The organism is Bacillus sp. CIS52 (genome assembly GCF_053545315.1).
Genome location: NZ_JBIUFR010000002.1, coordinates 283277 through 303193, shown reverse-complemented (window position 1 = coordinate 303193; position 19917 = coordinate 283277). Strand labels below are relative to the sequence as shown.

General features: G+C 47.6%; 21 protein-coding genes. 2 read left to right on the top strand and 19 right to left on the bottom strand.

From position 1 onward, the window contains the following. Nucleotides 1-4: 4 nt before the first annotated feature. From recJ to ACH32G_RS11380, 5 genes are all read right to left on the bottom strand, one after another. Nucleotides 5-2365, bottom strand: coding sequence for a single-stranded-DNA-specific exonuclease RecJ (gene recJ, locus ACH32G_RS11400; RefSeq protein WP_448814371.1), 2361 nt, complete (start codon nt 2363-2365; stop codon nt 5-7). A gap of 55 nt (nt 2366-2420) precedes the next feature. After that, the gene (locus ACH32G_RS11395) at nt 2421-2747 is read right to left on the bottom strand and encodes a LapA family protein (protein ID WP_099744695.1); all 327 of its coding nucleotides are present in this window, start codon (nt 2745-2747) and stop codon (nt 2421-2423) included. A gap of 63 nt (nt 2748-2810) precedes the next feature. Continuing rightward, a complete protein-coding gene (locus ACH32G_RS11390; RefSeq protein WP_049627103.1) occupies nt 2811-3308 on the bottom strand; it encodes a cation:proton antiporter regulatory subunit in 498 nt (165 codons plus the stop codon). A gap of 130 nt (nt 3309-3438) precedes the next feature. After that, complete coding sequence (secDF, locus tag ACH32G_RS11385) at nt 3439-5658, bottom strand: protein translocase subunit SecDF (protein ID WP_448814370.1); 2220 nt, start codon at nt 5656-5658, stop codon at nt 3439-3441. A 36-nt stretch (nt 5659-5694) separates the two neighbouring features. Then, complete coding sequence (locus tag ACH32G_RS11380; protein ID WP_045926489.1) at nt 5695-5991, bottom strand: post-transcriptional regulator; 297 nt, start codon at nt 5989-5991, stop codon at nt 5695-5697. A gap of 113 nt (nt 5992-6104) precedes the next feature. Here ACH32G_RS11380 and spoVB point away from each other — a divergent pair, with 113 nt between their 5' ends. Continuing rightward, nucleotides 6105-7661 carry a stage V sporulation protein B gene (spoVB, locus tag ACH32G_RS11375; protein ID WP_448814369.1) on the top strand — a complete coding sequence of 519 codons (1557 nt, stop codon included), beginning with the start codon at nt 6105-6107 and terminating at the stop codon, nt 7659-7661. A 6-nt stretch (nt 7662-7667) separates the two neighbouring features. On the opposite strand, the gene ACH32G_RS11370 is transcribed toward spoVB, so the two are convergent. Beyond that, nucleotides 7668-8324 carry a DUF421 domain-containing protein gene (locus tag ACH32G_RS11370; RefSeq protein ID WP_045926487.1) on the bottom strand — a complete coding sequence of 219 codons (657 nt, stop codon included), beginning with the start codon at nt 8322-8324 and terminating at the stop codon, nt 7668-7670. Between the two features lie 166 nt (nt 8325-8490). Between ACH32G_RS11370 and ACH32G_RS11365 the strand changes: the two genes are divergently transcribed. After that, complete coding sequence (locus ACH32G_RS11365) at nt 8491-8877, top strand: TIGR04086 family membrane protein (RefSeq protein ID WP_016938805.1); 387 nt, start codon at nt 8491-8493, stop codon at nt 8875-8877. Between the two features lie 51 nt (nt 8878-8928). On the opposite strand, the gene yajC is transcribed toward ACH32G_RS11365, so the two are convergent. From yajC to nadB, 13 genes are all read right to left on the bottom strand, one after another. Continuing rightward, a complete protein-coding gene (gene yajC / locus ACH32G_RS11360; RefSeq protein ID WP_012118091.1) occupies nt 8929-9189 on the bottom strand; it encodes a preprotein translocase subunit YajC in 261 nt (86 codons plus the stop codon). 30 nt (nt 9190-9219) lie between these two features. After that, a complete protein-coding gene (gene tgt, locus ACH32G_RS11355) occupies nt 9220-10365 on the bottom strand; it encodes a tRNA guanosine(34) transglycosylase Tgt (protein WP_016938804.1) in 1146 nt (381 codons plus the stop codon). Between the two features lie 27 nt (nt 10366-10392). Next, on the bottom strand, nt 10393-11421 hold the full coding sequence (gene queA / locus ACH32G_RS11350; protein WP_016938803.1) for a tRNA preQ1(34) S-adenosylmethionine ribosyltransferase-isomerase QueA: 1029 nt from the start codon (nt 11419-11421) through the stop codon (nt 10393-10395). Nucleotides 11422-11446: 25 nt separating this feature from the next. Beyond that, the gene (locus tag ACH32G_RS11345) at nt 11447-11647 is read right to left on the bottom strand and encodes a DUF2905 domain-containing protein (RefSeq protein WP_003152687.1); all 201 of its coding nucleotides are present in this window, start codon (nt 11645-11647) and stop codon (nt 11447-11449) included. Then, nucleotides 11640-12644 (bottom strand): Holliday junction branch migration DNA helicase RuvB, encoded by a 1005-nt coding sequence (ruvB, locus tag ACH32G_RS11340; protein WP_016938802.1) that lies wholly within the window; start codon nt 12642-12644, stop codon nt 11640-11642. Before ruvB ends, ACH32G_RS11345 begins: the two co-directional genes overlap by 8 nt. A gap of 10 nt (nt 12645-12654) precedes the next feature. After that, complete coding sequence (gene ruvA, locus ACH32G_RS11335; protein WP_003152683.1) at nt 12655-13260, bottom strand: Holliday junction branch migration protein RuvA; 606 nt, start codon at nt 13258-13260, stop codon at nt 12655-12657. A gap of 134 nt (nt 13261-13394) precedes the next feature. Continuing rightward, the gene (locus ACH32G_RS11330; RefSeq protein ID WP_032864880.1) at nt 13395-13871 is read right to left on the bottom strand and encodes an intercompartmental signaling factor BofC; all 477 of its coding nucleotides are present in this window, start codon (nt 13869-13871) and stop codon (nt 13395-13397) included. A gap of 165 nt (nt 13872-14036) precedes the next feature. Then, on the bottom strand, nt 14037-14156 hold the full coding sequence (locus tag ACH32G_RS11325; RefSeq protein WP_016938800.1) for a hypothetical protein: 120 nt from the start codon (nt 14154-14156) through the stop codon (nt 14037-14039). A gap of 124 nt (nt 14157-14280) precedes the next feature. Further along, nucleotides 14281-14874: a YhcN/YlaJ family sporulation lipoprotein gene (locus ACH32G_RS11320; protein WP_016938799.1), complete on the bottom strand. Its 594-nt coding sequence runs from the start codon at nt 14872-14874 to the stop codon at nt 14281-14283. A 146-nt stretch (nt 14875-15020) separates the two neighbouring features. Next, nucleotides 15021-16238 carry a spore coat assembly protein SafA gene (safA, locus tag ACH32G_RS11315; protein ID WP_327815153.1) on the bottom strand — a complete coding sequence of 406 codons (1218 nt, stop codon included), beginning with the start codon at nt 16236-16238 and terminating at the stop codon, nt 15021-15023. A 126-nt stretch (nt 16239-16364) separates the two neighbouring features. Beyond that, nucleotides 16365-17468, bottom strand: a complete 1104-nt coding sequence (gene nadA / locus ACH32G_RS11310; protein WP_064777700.1) for a quinolinate synthase NadA — start codon at nt 17466-17468, stop codon at nt 16365-16367. After that, a complete protein-coding gene (gene nadC / locus ACH32G_RS11305; RefSeq protein ID WP_269774717.1) occupies nt 17468-18319 on the bottom strand; it encodes a carboxylating nicotinate-nucleotide diphosphorylase in 852 nt (283 codons plus the stop codon). The genes nadA and nadC overlap by 1 nt, the downstream gene beginning before the upstream one ends. Beyond that, complete coding sequence (nadB, locus tag ACH32G_RS11300) at nt 18301-19866, bottom strand: L-aspartate oxidase (protein WP_448814368.1); 1566 nt, start codon at nt 19864-19866, stop codon at nt 18301-18303. The genes nadC and nadB overlap by 19 nt, the downstream gene beginning before the upstream one ends. Between the last annotated feature and the right edge of the window lie 51 nt (nt 19867-19917).

The following is a 19917-nucleotide window of genomic DNA, read 5'->3' as shown; positions in this document are numbered from 1 at the left end:
TGTTCTATGTCCTCCTCGTACTTTCATAAGCCTCTGAACCTTGGTTCATCAGCTTATTCAGCCATTCCTTCAGCTCATGGGCCGCGGAATAATTGAGCTTCTGGTCTAATTCCATCAGCTGCTGTTTTACCTGGTAGGTTTGCGAATCTGCGAGGTCGCGTTTTTTCGCGCCGCTCACGACAGACAGCACACCATCTTCTATTTTAACAAAACCGAGATCAAAAAACACCTTTGTCATGAAATTGATTGTGTCAATTGACCATCCTTTGTGTCTCGCAAGCTCCGAACCATGCTTACTTAAGTCAAAATTGCCCCTTTTCAAGAGAAATGCGTAAAACCACTTGAAATCACTCCGCGATGGAAATGAGGACAGAAAATGTTCTTCATGATTGATAAAAACAAAATAAATCCGTTCCGGCTTCTTGCCGTCAAGCAAACGCTTGAGCCGCTCCTCTGACGGCGGCACATCCAGAAAGACGGCATACTTTCCGTCAAGCGGAAGAGCCTCCGCCTCGGATTCCGACGTGATCTGAACCAGCTCGTCCGGCAGCTCTTCGCCACGAAGTTTTCGGACAGTTTTTTCGTTAAAACTGATGAGCACCCGTTTTTCCTTCGGCAGCGCAGCAACCGTATCTTCCCACGTCCGCTTGCCTCTGATATCAAAAAGCTGCCATTCCAGCACCGCAGCGTCTTTAATCATCAGCTGGGGTTTCTTTCTGTTGTTCCATTCATTAATGGACATTTCGCCGACAATGGAAATCGCTGATCCGGGGACAATTCCGGCTTCCAGCTCTCCTTTGTTAAAGCCGACGCAATCGAGAACGGCAGCATCATTTTTCACCGTCATTTTCACGTGATTTTTATTCGCTCCGATCAGGCGCACTTCATCAAGCACGGCGTTTTCCACCATGACATGCGGTTTAGGGTTAAGCATGCCGAACGGCGAGAGCATATTCAATTCTGTAATGCTTTCAACGGTTATGTCTTCGACGCCGCAGACAAGATCAACCTCCTGAATCGGGATAAAATCCTCTTCCGTAAGGGTTTCTTCAGCCAATTGATTCAGCCTGTCTCTTAAATCCGGCACATCTTCAGCCTTTAACGTCATTCCCGCGGCCATCGGATGCCCGCCGAAATGAGGAAGAATGTCTCTGCACTGTGAAAGGCTCGTAAAAAGGTTGAAACCCCTGATGCTTCGCGCCGATCCTTTGGCGATTCCCTGCTCCTCATCTATCCCCAGCACGACAGCGGGGCGATAAAAACGTTCAGCGAGCTTCGATGCGACAATCCCGACAACCCCCGGGTTCCAGCCGGCTTTTGCCACTACAATGGCAGACGGGTTTCCGTCTTGCTGCTGAACCATTTCAACAGCCTCTTCGGTCATGGTTTTCACCATTTTCTGGCGTTCCTTATTCAGCCGGTCAATATCCGAAGCCAATTCCTCCGCTTCAAACTGGTCTTCGGTCATCAGCAGGTGCACGGCGGGATCAGCCTGTTCTATTCTTCCGACGGCATTCAGCCTCGGTGCAACCTGAAACCCGATCGTTTCCTCATCAGCTTGTCCGATATCCCCGCCGGAAAGCTTAATCAGAGCTTTGAGACCCGGCCGATTTGTCGTCCGAAGCTTTTCGATCCCAAGTGACGCAATTAATCTGTTTTCATCATGCAGCGGCACCAGATCCGCAACCGTACCGATGGCCGCTAAGTCCAGCATAGCTTCCGGCAAAGAACCCGTAAGCGCGTGAGCAAGCTTAAACGCCACACCGACGCCGGCCAATTCTTTAAACGGATAGCTGCAGCCCGGCTGCTTCGGGTGGATGATCGCAAATACGTCGGGAAGCTCGGGTCCCGGCTCATGGTGGTCGGTAATAATGACGTCTAGGTCCAGCTCTTTTGCGACTTCAGCTTCATGAACGGCGGCGATGCCCGTATCCACTGTAATGATAAGCGAAAAACCCCGCTCTTTTATGGAGCGGAAAGCTTGTTCATTCGGGCCGTAGCCTTCTGTGAAACGGTCGGGAATATAAAAGTCAACGTTTGCTGACAGCTGTCTGAGTGCCGTCAGCATCACTGATGTGCTTGTAACGCCGTCTGCATCGTAATCTCCGTAAATCATAATCGGTTCCCCTTGAGAAACCGCCAGCTTTATCCGATCAACTGCTTCCCGCATTCCTTTTAATTCATACGGGTCATAAAAGTCTGCATCCTTTGTATGTAAAAAATGCCTTGCGCTTTCGGCAGTATCAAAACCTCTTTTTACAAGCAGCGATGCCACAAGAGGTGTTATGTCCAATTGTTCTGTGAGTGATTTGACCTTTTCCTGATCCGGCTGCTGGATTTCCCAGCGCATTTTTGACGCTAACATAAATTCACCCCTCAACCACCCTATTATACTAGAGCGGACTGAGGGGTTTCAAATGTTATTCTGATCCTTTTTTCTCTTCCAGTATTTCTTCCGGCAGTGCGGCCGGTTTTCTGCCGTCCGGATCAGCCGGCAATTCAGCAGCGGATCTGTTTTCTTTCCGCAGCATTTTAATTTCCCGCTTCAGCTTCATCACTTGAAATATACCGGCTGAAAATACGATCAGCGCTCCCATTAACACAGAGCCTAAAATGACTAAAATCAGCGGCCATTCAGCGGTGCCGAACAGATAATCAACCTCAACCGCCCGCACGTTAATGACAGCAAAAATGGCGACAATCAGAGTAAATAGTAAAGCGAATATAATAGTCCATTGTTTATTCATACGTCAGCCCCCAATTATTAATTCTTATCTTTTCCCTCATTTTCCAGGGATTAAACTCCGGTCTCAGGAAATCCGGGCCGTTAACTGCTCACGGACCAGCCTTTTCAATCCGCTTCTTTCCCCGGATAAGACGAGGGTGTCCCCTTCTTCAATCACAGTATCAATGCCGGGACTCAGCTGTTTTTGCCGGTTTTTCTTTACGATCGCAATAATCTGGACGTTGTAATGCTTCTTGATATCCAAATCTCCGATTGTGCGGCTGACAGCCGGTGCGCGAGATTCGGCTTTAAACCATTCAATAACGAGATCATCAAGTGCAACTTCCACAGATTCCAGCGTTTTCGGCTTATACGTCATCCCGCCTAAAATAGCGGAAATCTGCCTCGCCTCTTCATCGTTAAATTCAACGGATGCCAAGCATTCGTCATGGTCTTTCTCATCGAAGTAATAGAGCTCTCTTCTGCCGTCATCATGGAGAATAATACTGATTTTATCATGATTTTTCGTAATGATTTCGACTTTCTGGCCGATGCCCGGAAGTTCCGACTCACGAACATTCATAAGAACCCTCCTACATGTTTTTACAATGATGATTGATTATGTAAGCGTATGTCATTATAGCAAATGCAGGTTTTAAGTTCAACGCAGCCTAAAAAACAGGCTGCCTTCTGCAAGACAGCCTGTTCCCATTTTACTCTTCGATTGATTTTTTCCCTTTAAATTCTTTTCCTTTCCATACAAGCCACAGCTGCGAGGCGATGTAAAGAGAAGAATAAACACCCGTCAATAAACCGACCAATAAGGCGACTGAGAAGTTCGTAATTGACGATGAGCCTAAAATAAGCAGCACGACGACTACAATCACAACGGTCAAGACCGTATTAATCGAGCGTGTAAAGGTTTGCTGCAAGCTCAGATTCACAATGTGTTCCAGATCGGCAAATGACTTTGGCTTGCGTTTTTTCATCTGCTCGCGTATCCGGTCAAATGTAACGATCGTATCATTTATCGAGTAACCGATAATGGTGAGAATAGCGGCGATAAAGGTGACATCGACCTCCAGCCTTGTAATGCTGAAAAACGCGATGATAAAGAAAGCGTCATACAGCAGGGATACAATTGCGGCGACAGCCATTCTATACTCAAAACGTATTGATACGTAAATAATGATGCCAATTGATGCAATCGCCACGGCATATAAGGCATTACGGGCCAGTTCTTTTCCGACTGTCGGCGATACCGTGCTGACATTCGGTTCAGCTCCGTATTTATCCTTAAAGTACGTTTTGATTTCAGCGATCTTTTCTTTAGATGGCTCTCCGACAAACCGGGCTGCGGCAACATGGTTCTCTTTACCCGAGAGCACGATGTTTTCCGGATCCATGCCGAGAGAGTCAAAGTCTTTTTCAACCTGCTGCGCCGTCAAGGCATGATTGCTCTGCACGTCAATCCGCGCACCGCTTGCAAAATCGATTCCCAGGTTGAGCTTAAAGACCAGCAAGATGATAATTCCCGCAACGGTTACAGCGCTTGAGAAAATAAAGAAGTATTTTCGTTTGCTCGTGAAATCCCATTTCTGGAATGCCGTATGCGGTTCAGTATTTTCATCTGTTTTCTGGATGTCCATAATATGTTTTTTCTTGACGCCGAACCAGCCTTTTTTCCGGTCAAGCCATCTGCTTTCCACAAGAAGGGCGAGCAGGAATCTTGAAAGGAAGACCGCTGTAATAAAGCTTGTCAGTATTGACAAGATCAGCATCGTCGCAAACCCTTTTACAGAGCTTGTCCCGAAAATAAAGAGCACGACCGCTGCGATGATCGTTGTGATATTCGCATCGAAGATCGTCGCAAATGACCGTCTGTTCCCTGAACGGAAAGCCGAGCGGACGGATTTGCCGAGTTTCAGCTCTTCTTTTATCCGTTCATAGGTGATAATGTTGGCATCAACCGCCATCCCGACACCCAAAATGAGCGCCGCAATACCCGGCAAAGTCAGCACAGCCTGCATCCAGTCAAACACTTGCAGCGTAATATACACGTATACAGAAAGCGTAATGACCGCTATGAGTCCCGGCAGTCTGTAATAAAGCAGCATAAATAAGAAAACAATTGCAATCCCGATGATGCCGGCCTCGACCGTATCATGTAAAGCCTGCTGTCCGAATTGTGCCCCTACTGAAGTAGAGTATTTTTCGGTCAGTTTCACAGGCAGTGCACCCGCGTTTAAAATATTGGCCAAGTCCTTTGCTTTTTGAACGGTGAACTGGCCTTCAATCGTGACATCCTTTGTATTTAATTCCTGGCTCACATTCGGAGCGGATACATATTTCGGATGTTTTTTGCCGACTTCTTTTTTAAATGAATCGCCTTTTTGATAATCGAGCCAGATGACGAGCTGATTATTAGGCGCCATTTTCTTGACCTTTTTCGTCACTTCTCCGAACTTGTCCGCATCCTTCAGTTTCACGCTGACAATCGGTTCGTTCGTTGTCGGATCAAAAGTTTGCTTCGCGCCGTTTTCCACGAGATCAGAGCCGTTTAAAAGCTCTTTATCATTCGTGTCCCTGAATGAGAGCTGCGCTTCCGTTGACAGAATTTCGCGCGCCCTGTTCTGATTCGTGACGCCCGCCAGCTGTACGCGGATGCGGTTGTTCCCTTCAATCTGAATGTTCGGCTCGCTTACGCCGAGAACGTTAGCCCGGCGGTTCAGCGCCTGCACCGTGCTGACGAGCACGTCTTTTGTGATTTTATCGCCTTTTTTGACAGGCTGCACGTCGTACAGTACTTCAAACCCGCCGCGTAAATCCAATCCTAACGTAATATTATTGGCAGCCGGTTTTGTAAAATACCCCAGCCCTGTGCCGATTAATAATACAATCAGGAAAAACGCAATCAAGCGTCCTTTTTTCATTATGTATTTCCTCCTTAAACCTATGCCGTCAAATCATTATCTCAGCAGTTCATCCAAAGCTTCCTGACCTTCATCGCTTTCCAGCCAATTAGACGACTTAAAAGCTTCAACGGTTGCATAGTTCATAAAATCGCCAATTTTAACTGATAAAATATCGCCGGCCAATTCATACAGCGGCATTTCCGTTTTCTGTTTCCACTTTTTATGTATTAGGTATGACCATAAACTCTCGTGTTCAACATCATCGTATCCAAGAATTTTGAACTCTTCAAGTTTACTGTACAAAAAAGGCCGCAAATGATCCTTATACATTTCGGCGGGATGCTTCTCCATGGGCGCTCGCTCCTTTTTCCCTTTTTCTCGAAGACTTGTCATGCTCGGACGACATCGGCGCATATCTTTATTGTATATGATTCCAGGTAGTTTGAGAAGGCAGGGGTTATAAAATGGCAAAACAGACTTTTTTAAGGGGCACTCTTATTCTCATCGCAGCGGGGATGATTACAAGAATGCTCGGCTTTGTCAATCGGGTGGTCATCGCCCGGTTTATCGGTGAAGAAGGGGTCGGATTGTACATGATGGCTGCCCCGACATTTTTCTTGGCCACCACTTTGACCCAATTCGGCCTCCCTGTTGCCATCAGCAAGCTTGTCGCTGAAGCAAGCGCCCGGGGGGACCGGCAGAAAATGAAACACATTTTAGTGATGTCGCTTACCATCACCGGGATATTAAGTCTCATCTTCACGCCGCTGTTTTTATGCTTTGCGCCGATTATGGCGGAAACGATGCTGACTGATCAACGCACGGTTTACCCGCTTCTGGCGATTACGCCCGTCGTGCCGATTATCGCAATCTCCAGCGTGCTGCGCGGCTATTTTCAGGGCAGGCAGAATATGAACCCGCTGGCATTTTCCCAAGTGCTTGAGCAGATTGTGCGGATTTCACTTGTCGCGGTCTGCACGACAGTGTTTCTGCCGTACGGGATTGAATATGCCGCAGCCGGAGCCATGATTTCGTCTGTCATCGGAGAGCTCGCCTCTCTTATTTATTTATTCATTTGTTTCAAAGCTAAAAAAACAATCAGAATCAGAAAACAATTTTTCAAATCGATTGCAAATGGAAAAGAGACCTTCCGTCAGCTGATGAGCGTATCGCTCCCGACAACCGGAAGCCGATTCATCGGAAACTTGTCTTGGTTTTTTGAGCCTATTGTCGTCGCGCAGAGCCTTGCAATTGCAGGAGTCGCCACCGCTGCTGCCACCAGACAGTACGGGGAGCTGACCGGATTTGCCATGACGGTTTTGACGCTGCCCAGCTTTATAACCTATTCTCTGTCAACGGCCCTTGTTCCTGCGATCAGTGAAGGAATGGAGCAAAAAAAGCTGCAGGTTGTCGAATACCGTCTGGAACAGGCGATGAGGCTGTGCCTTTTAAGCGGGGGCATCTCGGTGGTTATTTTATTCTCTTTCGCTGATGAGCTGATGTCCGTCATGTACGGATCGACCAATGCGGCCGTTTTTATTAAAGTCATGGCGCCGTTTTTTCTGCTCTATTATTTTCAGGGGCCCCTTCAAGCGGTGCTGCAGGCGCTTAATTTAGCCGGAGCCGCCATGATGAACAGTTTTATCGGCGCCGCTGTTAAAACAGGCCTTATTTTTGTGCTGGCGACCAGGCCTTCTTTGGGCATTATGGGCGCGGCATTGGCGATTGTGACGGGAATGGTGCTCGTCACCCTTCTCCATGCAGCCACCGTAAGCAAAGTGCTTCCGATCAGCATCAAAATAAAAGAATACGCGCTCTGTTTTGCAGTCATATTCATTTGCGGTTATGTGAGCCGATTCATAAAGCGCGCTGTTCATTTTTCAGGGTCAGAGGCTGTTAATCTTACAGGCTGGATTGCCATGACCGTCATACTATATATTGTGCTTCTGCTGTTATTCAGGCTGATTAAAAGGGAGGAGCTGATCCGGATTCCGGTCATCGGACGGTTTGTGACGCGGTGAAACCGGTTAAGGCTCTCCTTTTTCATCTTTAAGATCAATAAAAAAAGCGCCGTCCGTAAACGTGCAGAATGATATAACCGAAAGATCCTGATATCCTCTTTTCGCTAAGTTTTTTTCGAGCCAGTGTTTATCTTTCCCGATTCTGTCCAGATGCTCGTTCTGAATGACCCCGTCAACGATAAGCGATGTTTCCATCTGCTTATCCTTATTGTTTTTCTTTTTGACGATTGACAGTTTGCCCGAAGACTCCAAAATGGCGTACGACACGTCAGAGATTCTATCGATGTTATTCTCCCTCAGCTGCATAAGAAGATCGTCAAAATTGTAGCGCTGCGATCTCATCGCCCGTTCGTCAATTTTCCCCTGTTTTATAATAATGGTGGGTTTTCCGTCAAGCAGCTGCCGTATTTTTTGGCTTTTGAGCGAGACAAAAGCAAGGCTTACTTGAATAATCATTAAAATGACAATCGGCACAATGGTATGCAAAAGCTTATCTTCTACATTTTCAATTGCCAATACGGCAATCTCGGCAATCATAATGGAAACGACAAGGTCTAAAATGCTCAGTTCTCCGATTTCCCGTTTTCCCATCAGTCTGAAAATCACAAGAATGATAAAATAAAGCACTATCGTACGAAACGTAATAATGAAAATATCTCCCATATCGCACCTCCAACGGTCATAGCATTTGCGATCCGCTCTGTTTTATGTAAGAAATGAACTGAACATGATGCTTTTACGTCTAATCCAAACATTCAGAGAATACATTTAGAAAAAGACGGGCTCCGGCTTGTCATATGTCAGGCCGCAGGGCGGAGAGGAGATCAAAATGGAAGAAACGAAACAAGTGGGTAAAGGCGTCTTATACGGCTTAGTGGCTATCTTTGCAGTGATGCTTCTTACGAGTCTGGCGATTTCACTGCTGCTGACGGTTACGTCAATGGAAGAGTCATCTTTCAGCTGGCTGGTCACCGCGCTTTCTTTTCTTTCTTTATTTGCCGGCGGTTTTATTTCCGGCGGCAAAGCAAAAGAAAAAGGCTGGATGATCGGAGCGTTAACCGCCGTTTGTTTCTCATTAATCATCTTGCTTTTTCAATATTTAGGGTTCGGAAAATCATTTACATCCGGTCAGCTTTTGTTTCATCTCGGCTTTTTGGGAGTCAGTATGCTGGGCGGGATTTTCGGAGTGAATTTGAAGGGAAGCAGATCAGCGTAATAAAAAAAGAGCGGATTCTCCGCTCTTTTTTAGTATGTATGAGCTTCGCTGTTATTCAGCAGAAGCTTCTCTGATTGCGCGGCGGTCAAATGTTAAACGGGTGTTATCACCTGTTTTAATGACGACCTTGCTTTCATCAATTGATTCAACAGTGCCGTGCAATCCTCCGATTGTCACCACTGAATCTCCTTTTTTCAGCTCTTCCTGCATCTGGCGTACGGCCTTCTGCTGCTTTTGCTGCGGACGGATGAGCAGGAAATAAAGCACTGCAAACATCAAAATAATAGGAACGATTGTACCTAAAGTACCCATCTGTTACCCTCCTTTCAAAAATGGTTTTATTTAGAAGCTTTTCGCATTTGGCTTATTATAGCCGTAACGCTCAAAGAACTCTTCTCGGAAATCACCAAGACGATCCTCTCGGATAGCTTGTCTGACCTGCTCCATTAAGTGTAACAGAAAATGAAGGTTATGGTAAGTTGTTAATCGAATTCCAAACGTTTCATTGCAGCGGATCAAATGTCTGATGTAAGCACGGGAGTAATTTTTGCATGTATGACAGCTGCACTCTTCGTCAATCGGTCGGAAATCGCGCTCATATTTGGCGTTTTTCATGTTCAGACGCCCTTCATTCGTGAACACCGTGCCGTTTCGGGCGATCCGGGTCGGCAGCACGCAGTCAAACATATCCACGCCGCGGATGGCGCCATCAATTAAGGCATCCGGTGAACCCACACCCATTAAATATCTCGGCTTGTCCTTCGGTAAAAGCGGAGTTGTAAACTCAAGCACTCTGTTCATGACGTGCTTCGGCTCGCCGACAGATAATCCGCCTATGGCATAACCCGGAAAATCAAGTGAAACCAGGTCTTTGGCACTTTGTGTCCGCAAGTCTTCATACTCTCCGCCCTGTACGATTCCGAACAGCCCCTGCTCATCAGAGCGCCCGTGCGCCTCCAGGCAGCGTTCCGCCCAGCGGCTGGTCCGTTCGACAGAGCGTTTCATGTAATCATATTCTGCCGGATACGGAGGACATTCATCAAAGGCCATCATGATATCAGAACCGAGGGCGTTTTGAATTTCCATCGCTTTTTCCGGAGATAAAAACAGCTTGTCTCCGTTTAAGTGATTGCGGAAATGTACGCCTTCTTCTTCTATATTACGAAACTTGCTCAATGAAAAGACCTGAAAACCGCCGGAATCCGTTAAAATCGCGCGGTCCCAGTTCATAAACTGATGAAGCCCGCCCGCTTCTTTTACAATGTCATGTCCGGGGCGGAGCCATAAATGGTACGTATTGCTTAAAATAATACCCGCATCCATAGATTTCAGCTCGTCCGGAGACATCGTCTTTACCGTAGCAAGCGTGCCGACCGGCATAAATACAGGCGTCTCAAAGGAGCCGTGGGGCGTATGAACTCTGCCCAGGCGCGCTCCCGTTTGTTTGCATTCCTTTATAAATTCATAACGTATCGGTTGTTCAGCCACTTTGTATGAGGCCTCCTGTCATTCAAATTAGATAATCAGCATGGCGTCGCCAAAGCTGAAGAAACGATATTCCTCTTCTACCGCATGACGGTAGGCAGAAAGAACATGCTCTCTGCCGGCAAGCGCAGAAACAAGCATGATAAGCGAAGATTTCGGCAGGTGAAAATTGGTGATCATGCCGTCAATCGCTTTAAATTCATATCCCGGATAAATGAAGATCGACGTCCAGCCGCTTGAAGCGGTAAATACGCCGTCATGCTCGCCGGCAATGGTTTCAAGGGTGCGCGTGGATGTCGTCCCGACCGACACGATGCGCCCTCCCGACTTTCTGACCTCGTTTAAAGAGGCGGCGGTTTCTTCCGTCATTTCATAAAATTCCGCGTGCATGTTATGCTCTTCCACATCATCCGCACTGACTGGGCGGAATGTGCCGAGTCCCACGTGCAGGGTGATAAATTCAATCCGCACACCCTTTTGCTTCAGCTCGTCCAGAATCTCTTCCGTAAAATGAAGTCCGGCAGTCGGGGCTGCGGCGGACCCGATTTCTTTTGAAAAGACGGTCTGATACCGTTCTTTATCATCAAGCTGCTCTTTAATGTAAGGAGGAAGCGGCATTTCACCGAGCGATTCAAGCACTTCGTAAAAAATCCCGTCATACCGGAATTCTATTTTCCGGCCGCCGTGATCAAGTTCCTCCGTGCAGACCGCTGTCAGCCGGCCGTCCCCAAATGTCAGGACCGTTCCTTTTTTTACGCGTTTCGCCGGCTTTACAAGCGTTTCCCATGTGTCATTCTCTTCCTGTTTTAACAACAGGAGCTCCACTTTCGCTCCCGTATCTTCTTTTGTGCCGAATAATCTGGCAGGGAGCACACGGGTATTGTTCAAGACGAGACAATCCCCTTCTTTAAAAAAGCTGACAATTTCTTTAAATGAACTGTCTGTCAGCCCGCCCGTCTGTTTGTCAAGCACCATCAGCCGCGATGCGTCACGCTCTTTCAGCGGCACTTGGGCAATGAGGCGTTCAGGCAGTTCAAAATCAAATAAATCGACTTTCATCATTTCACCTTTATTCTGTCTATTGTTATTTCATTCTGCCGAAAAAATTGAGCAGGATGGATAGTATCACACTGATTACAATACAAGTAACAACGGGAAAGAAAAATGTGACATTTCCCTTTTTAACGAAAATATCTCCGGGCAGCCGTCCGACAAAGTGCCAGACTGCGCCGGCAATAAGCAAAACAGCACCGAGAACCATGAGAACCTTCGGAAAATCAGTCACAGGCAGGCGCCTCCAATCGAAAATGCTCATATACAGCCGGGGTCACGACCCGTCCCCTCGGCGTTCTCTGAAGAAATCCGATCTGCAGCAGATACGGTTCGTACACATCCTCTATTGTATGCGGTTCTTCGCCGATTGTCGCGGAAATCGTATCAAGGCCGACCGGACCGCCGCTGAATTTTTCAATCATGCCTATCAGCAGCTTATGGTCAATATGATCAAGGCCGAGCGCATCGACTTGAAGACGTTCGAGCGCGTCGTGAGCGATTTCTTCAGTGATGCGGCTGTCGCCGAGCACCTGGGCAAAATCTCTCACTCTTCTGAGAAGCCGGTTTGCAACCCGCGGCGTTCCCCTTGACCGTCTGGCGATTTCCAGAGCCGGCGCTTCTTCGATATCCACTTCAAATACTTCAGCCGTTCGTGACACGATATCTGTCAGCTCTTCCTGCGTATAGTATTCAAGGCGCGACAGCACCCCGAACCGGTCTCTGAGCGGTGCGGTCAATAATCCCACCCTGGTCGTCGCTCCTACCAGCGTAAAAGGCGGAAGGTCAAGACGGACGGAGCGGGCGGACGGGCCTTTACCAATGACGATATCAAGGCAGAAATCCTCCATCGCCGGGTACAGCACTTCTTCAATTGAACGGTTCAGCCTGTGAATTTCGTCTATAAACAGCACATCACCGGGTTCGAGCGCCGTCAGAATGGCTGCCAAGTCTCCCGGCCTTTCAATGGCCGGCCCTGACGTTGTCCGCATCTCCACACCCATCTCATTGGCCACGATCGACGCAAGCGTTGTTTTTCCGAGACCCGGAGGCCCGTATAAAAGAACGTGGTCAAGCGTTTCCTGCCTCATTTTCGCCGCATCGATAAAGACGCGCAGATTTTCTTTCACCTTCTTTTGGCCGATGTACTGGGCGAGATTCTGCGGCCTGAGGCTTTGCTCGATTATTGATTCATGGCTGTCTGCTTCACTTGAAACGAGCCGTTCATCCATGAACATCACCTTACTTTAATAATTTTTGCAATGCTTTTTTCACATATTGATCTGTTGAAAGCGCCGTTTCCTCTTTTAAGTGAGGAAGCACTTTTTTAATTTCTTTTTCGGCGTAGCCGAGAACCCTGAGCGCTTCAAGGGCCTCGTCAAGCGCCGTTTCAGCCTCTTGTTTTTCAATGCGCGCTTCATGATTGAACAGGTTGTCAATCATTTCAGGCACGACATCGGCCAGTTTGCCTTTTAAATCAAGAATAATCTGCCGCGCCGTCTTTTTGCCCACACCCGGAAATTTCACCAAAAAGGCTTCATCTTCCTGTTCAATCGCTTCGATGACGGCTCCCGGATCACCGGAACCGAGAATGGCGAGCGCCCCTTTCGGCCCGATGCCGGTGACGTTCAGCAGCTTTGTGAAAAGCGCTTTTTCTTCCCTGGTTGAAAAGCCGTACAGAGAAAAGGCGTCTTCTTTTATATGATGATACGTAAAAATGGTCTCTTGATTGCTTACCTTATAAATAAACGGATTCGGAGTGAAGACCTGATAGCCGATTCCGCCGTTTTCAATCACGATGTATTGGGGAGATACGTAATCAATCGTCCCCTTCACGAATTCAATCACACCTATTCACCTCTTTGACTGCTTATCATTGTAACACAAAAACAGCCAAAGTCTTATAGAAAAGTTAACGTATGTTCGCTTTGCCACCTTCCGTTCAGAAAAAAAAGACATGTGTCACATGTCTTGCGTCAAAGTCAGCCGCTGTAAGTCTTAATATGATCGATCACGCTCTCAAACTCCGCTTTTGTCCTGTACGGTATACCATGCTCCAAATGCTTTTGCAATCGGCTTTCCAACCGCTCTAAATCAATTTGAAAGAAAGACTGGATCGGCTCCGACAGCGATCCGGGACGGCCGTGAAAAGTGGAAATCACCCCTCCGTCCGTGACACCGATATAACCGTTTACCTTACTGAGCGGAGAAATATCATCAACATGCTTACGGAAAAGGACGAAACCTTTTTTCTGCTCAACGAGCGTCCAGCCGGCGTATGCGGCCCAAAAGTCTTCCATCGCCAAAACGGTTTCATCCGTATGTTCGATGCCGACATCACCGTCAAGATAAACCTTTTCCAGCTGGACGTGCACCCGAAGCGGCCCGTAATGCTCGACCTCTGCCCCGTATGCACTGTTTCCTCCGCAAATCAGGACTGCAGCTGATAAGATAAGCATAAATAAAAGACGCCCACCGCAAATTCGTTTCACCAATAACACCTCTTTATTCAATCAAACTCTTGATGCTAGTTTGACCAAAGATGCCGGTGCTTAACCGTTTTCTTTCTTTTGACGGTTTCGCCGAAAAAAAAGCAGCCCTCTTATGAAGGCTGCCCCGCTTTATTATGCCCGGCAGGCTGATATCAGTTTCATCTGTCCGGGCGTCAGTTTGAGTCGGTATCCTCTTACAGTCAAATACACAGTTTTTGTCCCGCAGCTTTTGTCGCGCTCCGTTTTTTTCATCCCGGCTCCTCCGTTACATTTTATTTTGCTTTTATGTTAACAGCGCAATATAAAGAGCGTTTTAAGAATATGTAAAGAAATGATGAAAAAAATACTGCCGGATGAAATCATCCGGCAGTCCCGTCTAACGGCTGTTTTTGTTCATGTCTTGAAGCTTTGTAAAAGTGGCGTTATCAGTAAATACTTGAATTGCGCGGCCGTCCGCGAACTTTTTGGCTGCATGTTTGACATGTTTATCATCATTTTTCGTAAAAGGATGATTTGTTCTGACGGCAATGACGACTCTCGTGTCAGTCACGACGACCTGACTATCCTGTACGCCTTTTACTTTTTTCACACGGTTTGCAATTTTTGCCGCCATTCTGATGTTTTCGGCATTGTCATACCCATTATAAGACATAGCGGCCGGCGGCGTATTGGCGTTGCGGCCGTTATATGTGCCGTCAGTTGTTAACGGAACCCCGTTATTCGGCGCATTTCGGTAAGACACGTTTGTCGTATCCCGGCGGCCGTTTCGGTTTTCCATCATTTCGGAAACAGGTCCTTGATGGTCCATTCCGTACTGGCGTCTGCCGTTATCATTGTCATTTGAATAATACCCGACCGGACGTGTTGTCTGATTGTAGCGTCCGTCATTCATGGCATTATTTGCTCCGCATGCCGTTAAACTTGCAGTCACGGCTAAAACGCCTGCGATTGTCATCAGTTTTTTGCCCAATGGAAAAACCCCCCGTGGATTCATCGCTGTGTGAGCGTTTTCCGCTCATGTTTAGGATGTGCGGCCGGCGGCGGGTTTAAGCTTGTCAGTTATGTCCATTCTTCTTCGGACATAAAAAAAGGAACGACATACATCGTCCCGATACATTAGTCTTCATCTTCCTCCGGCCGTCCGAATACTTGATTTGGACTCGGCTGATTCGGCGCGGCATTGGGATTTGCTCCGCCGTAAGGCATAAAATATCCGGCATTTGCGCCCATATTCGGATATGGCTGCACAGGCATATTGGCGTGATGGTGATGTGAACCATGATGATGTGAACCGTGGTGGTGATGATGGTGATGCGAATCATTGCATCCGCAATCATCGTCCTTAAATTTTCCATCGTGATGCGGCTCGTTTGCGTAATGTGATGAATAGCCGCCGTAATACGGCATATGTCCGTATGGAGCACCGCCGAAACCAGATGTAAAACCATCAAAATGCTCTGCATTTTCATGGGCCTGGTTTTCATATTCACCGTAACCAGCTTGCGGCCCAAATCCCGGATGATGGAATCCGTGATGATGGAATCCGTACGGTAACGGCATCGGCATTACCGGAAAGCCTCCATAACCTCCTCCATAACCGCCGAAACCTCCGCCTACCGGGAAGCACGGATGGCATAAACCCGAACCCGGCAGCATCGGTGTCACCGGAACCGGACAAGGACAAGGCATGCACGGAATCGGATAATGCATAAAAGGCGGTTCAACGGCCGGCATATTCGGAAACGGGACATTCGGGATGTTTGGCATGTTCGGCAGATGATAAGCTGCGTTTTCTTCTTCCATCTTTCCGGCTTCAGGCGCCTTTGGCATATTCGGGTAATTCGCGTTTTCCATGTTGATCATTTCCTCCTGTTGTGGAATGTTATTGTCATGCTCTTTTTCTTTCGGCTCGACAAAATGTGTCACCGGTTCCTCCGGCTTAGGAGGCGACCACGGCTGAAACAGCTGATTGGTCGGATAATACTGATTCATATCAGCTTTCGGCAGCACATTCTCATGCTTTTCAGGGATCGGCGGCACATACGGAATTGACGGCTTTGGTTCTTCCGGTATGGTGTCTTCAATGTCCACAACTGATTTCGGTTTTTCTTTGGCATATGGATGCTCATGCTTATGCGCAGACGTTCCGAAGTTTGCCTTTGGTTCTTTTCTGACCGGAACGGCTTCTGAAGGCACCTTTATCTTCATTCCAGGCATAATTAAGTCTGGATTGCTCAGCTGATTATTCAATTTCTTTAATTCTTCAAAATCAACTCCGTATTTTTCAGCTATTTTCCAGAGCGAATCGCCTTTTTGAACGATATGAATTTTCAACGTTTTCCCCTCCTATGCACAAAACGTGAACGGTACATTTGTCATTACAATACGTTTCTTCACACTATATGCAGGCGAGCTGGGCATGATGATAAAAAATTTGGAAAGGAGGGGAGTTTTTTATTTTTACGTATGGCTCAGCATTCTGTTCAACGCACGAAGCGCTTCTGTCCGAACCGCTTCCGGAACCTTAATGACACCCTTTGGCTCGCCTTTTTCAAGCTGCTCAAGCGACCACAATAAATGCGGAAGGTCGATTCTATTCATTGTCAGACACGGACACATATCCGGATTCAGTGATTTAATCTGTTTATCCGGGTGCGATTGAATGAGGCGCTGCACAAGATTCATTTCCGTGCCGACAGCCCACTTGCTTCCCGGCTCAGCCTGTTCAATCGTATCAATAATGTATTTGGTAGATCCGCTGTCATCACTTAGCGAGACCACTTCCCGCGAACATTCCGGGTGAACGATAATGCGTATGTCAGAATCCCGCTGCCTCAGCTGAGAAATATTTTCCGCTGTGAATTTTTCGTGTACGGAGCAATGTCCTTTCCAAAGGATGACCTTAATGTTTTCCGGGTGGTCGGTAAGCAATCGGTTCTGAGCCGGATCCCATACAGCCATTTCTGTCAGCGGAATGCCGAGGTCATATGCTGTATTTCTGCCTAAATGCTGATCCGGCAAAAATAAAATTCTTTCCTTTTGTTTAAAAGCCCATTCCAACACGCTCCGGGCATTCGAAGAAGTGACAGTTGCTCCGCCGTGCCGCCCGACGAATGCTTTAATTTCCGCCGTCGAGTTAACATATGTTAACGGAATGATGGTGTTACCGTACAGCTCTTGAAGCTCTTGCCATGCTTTATCTGTCTGCTGTATATCAGCCATATCAGCCATCGAACAGCCGGCACGCATATCGGGCAAAATGACAGTTTGGTTATCATCAGTCAGCATATCAGCCGTTTCCGCCATAAAATGCACGCCGCAAAACACAATATATTCCGCCTCTTTATTTTTTTCGGCTGCTTGGGCAAGCTGCAGGGAGTCACCGGCAGTATCGGCGAATTGTATCACTTCATCTTTTTGATAGTGATGTCCCGGAATGAACAGACGTTTTCCGAAGGACCGTTTAATCGCGGCGACCCGCTCCTCCATTTCTTCGGTACTCAAGTTTTTATAATGGCTCGGCATCATGTCAGCTGATGCAGTTAACACGTCAAAGATAGACATTATGAAAAATCCCCCTGTTCCGCCGCCGCAACATCCATGCTGATATCGGCGCTTTTTACTGAATGAGTCAGAAATCCGAGTGAAATATATTGTACGCCTGTTCCTCTATAAGCAGGCAATGTGTCGAGCGTTATGCCTCCGGATGCTTCCGTTTTGATATGGGCCGGTGTCATGGCCGCAAAACGCCGGACGGTCTCAGGCGGACAGTTGTCAAACATAATAACGTCTGCGCCCGCTTCTATTGCCTCCAGCAGCTGCTCTTCGGATTCAATTTCGACTTCTGCCGCAAGCATTTGCCCCGCAGCTTTTCTCGCCCGCTCCATTGCCGCCTTTATCGATCCGCAGGCGGCAATATGATTATCTTTAATCATGATGCCGTCATATAGGCCGAAGCGGTGATTACAGCCGCCGCCGATCCGGACGGCGTATTTTTCCAGCATTCTGAGCCCCGGTGTTGTTTTTCTCGTATCGCAAAGCTTAATGGACGGATCATCAAGACGCCTTTTGGCCTCATCCGTCATTGTCGCAATGCCTGACATTCTTTGGATAAGATTCAGGATGACACGCTCCCCCGTAAGAAGAGCCGCCGCCGGGCCTTCCATTTCAGCAAGCACGTCCCCTTTTTTCATCCGTTCTCCGTCTTTTTTCAGAGAGCGGACGCGGATATCGTTGTTTAAAAGCTTCCACCCTTCACGGATAACGGCTTCTCCGGCAAACACACCGTCTGTTTTTGCGATAATCTCGGCCTTACATTGCTGATCCGAAAAAATCGCTTGTGACGTTACGTCACCCGTTCCGATATCTTCCTGAAAAAAATGTGTCAGCATTTGCTTCAGCTGCAGAATGTCCATATTTCTCCAATCCCTTCGTTTTTTCTGATAACTGTTCCTGATGTTGAATGAATGATTTGTTTTCCATGCCACTCTTTCTCTGTCCCGGGAAAATCAGCGCGAAAATGGGCGCCTCTGCTTTCCTCCCGGATAAGAGCAGAAGATACGGCGAGTTGTGCGGTCTGCCATAAGCAGGACAGCTCCGCTTGTTCCGTTGTGATATTCTTCACATTCATATGATGAACAGGTACTTTGTTAAGCCAGGATGCCAGCGCCTGCATGTTTTCTTTATCTCTGACGATGCCCGCTCCGGCTGTCATTTTGGCTTGGAGTATGTGAAGCGTTGTGTCCGGCACTTGTAAGATGACGTCAGATTTTTTCGAAGCTTTTTTATATCTTCCGTTTAACGGCGTTTGAATGATATGTTCCGCACACCTTTGTCCGCTTGCCAAAGCTTCCAGCAGCGAGTTGCTCGCAAGCCGGTTTGCCCCGTGCAGGCCTGTGCAGGCGGTCTCGCCTATGGCGTAGAGATCAGGCACAGACGTTTTCCCCCATGTATCGGTTTTTACTCCGCCCATTAAAAAATGCATCCCCGGGGCTACGGGAATTCCGCTTTCAATATCAACGCCCGCTGTTTTACAAATTTCTGTTATGGTCGGAAAACGTTTGTTAAAATCGGCTATTCGGCTGCAATTCATGTAAACTGGATTTTCTTTCATTATTTCTTCGAAAATCGCCCGTGAAACGACATCCCTCGGCGCCAAATCTTCAAGCGCGTGTCTGCCCGTCATGATTCTGCGGCCTGAACGATCCGTTAAATATCCGCCTTCCCCTCTCACAGCTTCAGAAATCAGCCCGTACACAGTCCCGTTTTTCACAAGGAGGGTCGGGTGAAACTGGGTGAACTCCATATCCGTGATCTCTGCTCCCGCACGTAAGGCAAGAGCGATGCCGTCTCCCGTTATGGCGGAATCATTTGTATGATACTGATACAGACTGCCGCACCCGCCTGATGCAAGCACTACGCAATCCGCTCTTCTGTAAGAAACGGAGCCTGAAGCATCCTTTACGGCAACGCCCGCGCACCGTCCGTGTTCAATCAGCAGCTCAACAGCCGTTTCGTGTTCAATGATCCGTATGCCGTCCCTCAGCTGCCGAAGCAGATACTCAACCAAAATCCGCCCGGTCGCATCTCCCCCGGCATGCAGAATTCGTCTTTTGGAATGAGCGCCTTCCCTGCCGAGACAAAATGTTCCGTCTGATTTCGTATCAAATGGAAATTGACTTTCTATCAGCCTGTTTATCATGCTTTGTCCGCTTTGCAGCAAATCCCGCACGGCTGTCACGTCATTATGGCCGCAGCCCGCATACAGTGTATCGTTCACATGGGAGTCAATGGAGTCATCTTCTGCATATGAAACAGCAATCCCGCCTTGAGCATAATGCGAATTGCTGTTTGTTACGTTTCTTTTCGTTATGACGGTCACTTGGTATGACGGAGGAAATGCAGAAGCACAGGCAAGGGCCGCCGTCCCCGAACCAATGATGATAATTGTTTTTCCAGACATAATCACCCTCCTGTTATATTTACACCTGTCTTGACACCTATATTTACACAA

Coding starts and splice junctions, on each gene's coding strand:
- yajC (WP_012118091.1), bottom strand. CDS start 9,189: ATGGGTACTTTAGGTACAATCGTTCCTATTATTTTGATGTTTGCAGTG.
- ACH32G_RS11370 (WP_045926487.1), bottom strand. CDS start 8,324: ATGGGAGATATTTTCATTATTACGTTTCGTACGATAGTGCTTTATTTT.
- ruvB (WP_016938802.1), bottom strand. CDS start 12,644: ATGGATGAACGGCTCGTTTCAAGTGAAGCAGACAGCCATGAATCAATA.
- ACH32G_RS11325 (WP_016938800.1), bottom strand. CDS start 14,156: ATGAAAAAAACGGAGCGCGACAAAAGCTGCGGGACAAAAACTGTGTAT.
- ACH32G_RS11395 (WP_099744695.1), bottom strand. CDS start 2,747: ATGAATAAACAATGGACTATTATATTCGCTTTACTATTTACTCTGATT.
- spoVB (WP_448814369.1), top strand. CDS start 6,105: ATGGCAAAACAGACTTTTTTAAGGGGCACTCTTATTCTCATCGCAGCG.
- ACH32G_RS11380 (WP_045926489.1), bottom strand. CDS start 5,991: ATGGAGAAGCATCCCGCCGAAATGTATAAGGATCATTTGCGGCCTTTT.
- nadA (WP_064777700.1), bottom strand. CDS start 17,468: ATGTCTATCTTTGACGTGTTAACTGCATCAGCTGACATGATGCCGAGC.
- ACH32G_RS11390 (WP_049627103.1), bottom strand. CDS start 3,308: ATGAATGTTCGTGAGTCGGAACTTCCGGGCATCGGCCAGAAAGTCGAA.
- queA (WP_016938803.1), bottom strand. CDS start 11,421: ATGAAAGTCGATTTATTTGATTTTGAACTGCCTGAACGCCTCATTGCC.
- nadC (WP_269774717.1), bottom strand. CDS start 18,319: ATGGACATTCTGCAGCTGAAGCAAATGCTGACACATTTTTTTCAGGAA.
- recJ (WP_448814371.1), bottom strand. CDS start 2,365: ATGTTAGCGTCAAAAATGCGCTGGGAAATCCAGCAGCCGGATCAGGAA.
- ACH32G_RS11330 (WP_032864880.1), bottom strand. CDS start 13,871: ATGCTTATCTTATCAGCTGCAGTCCTGATTTGCGGAGGAAACAGTGCA.
- ACH32G_RS11365 (WP_016938805.1), top strand. CDS start 8,491: ATGGAAGAAACGAAACAAGTGGGTAAAGGCGTCTTATACGGCTTAGTG.
- secDF (WP_448814370.1), bottom strand. CDS start 5,658: ATGAAAAAAGGACGCTTGATTGCGTTTTTCCTGATTGTATTATTAATC.
- nadB (WP_448814368.1), bottom strand. CDS start 19,866: ATGTCTGGAAAAACAATTATCATCATTGGTTCGGGGACGGCGGCCCTT.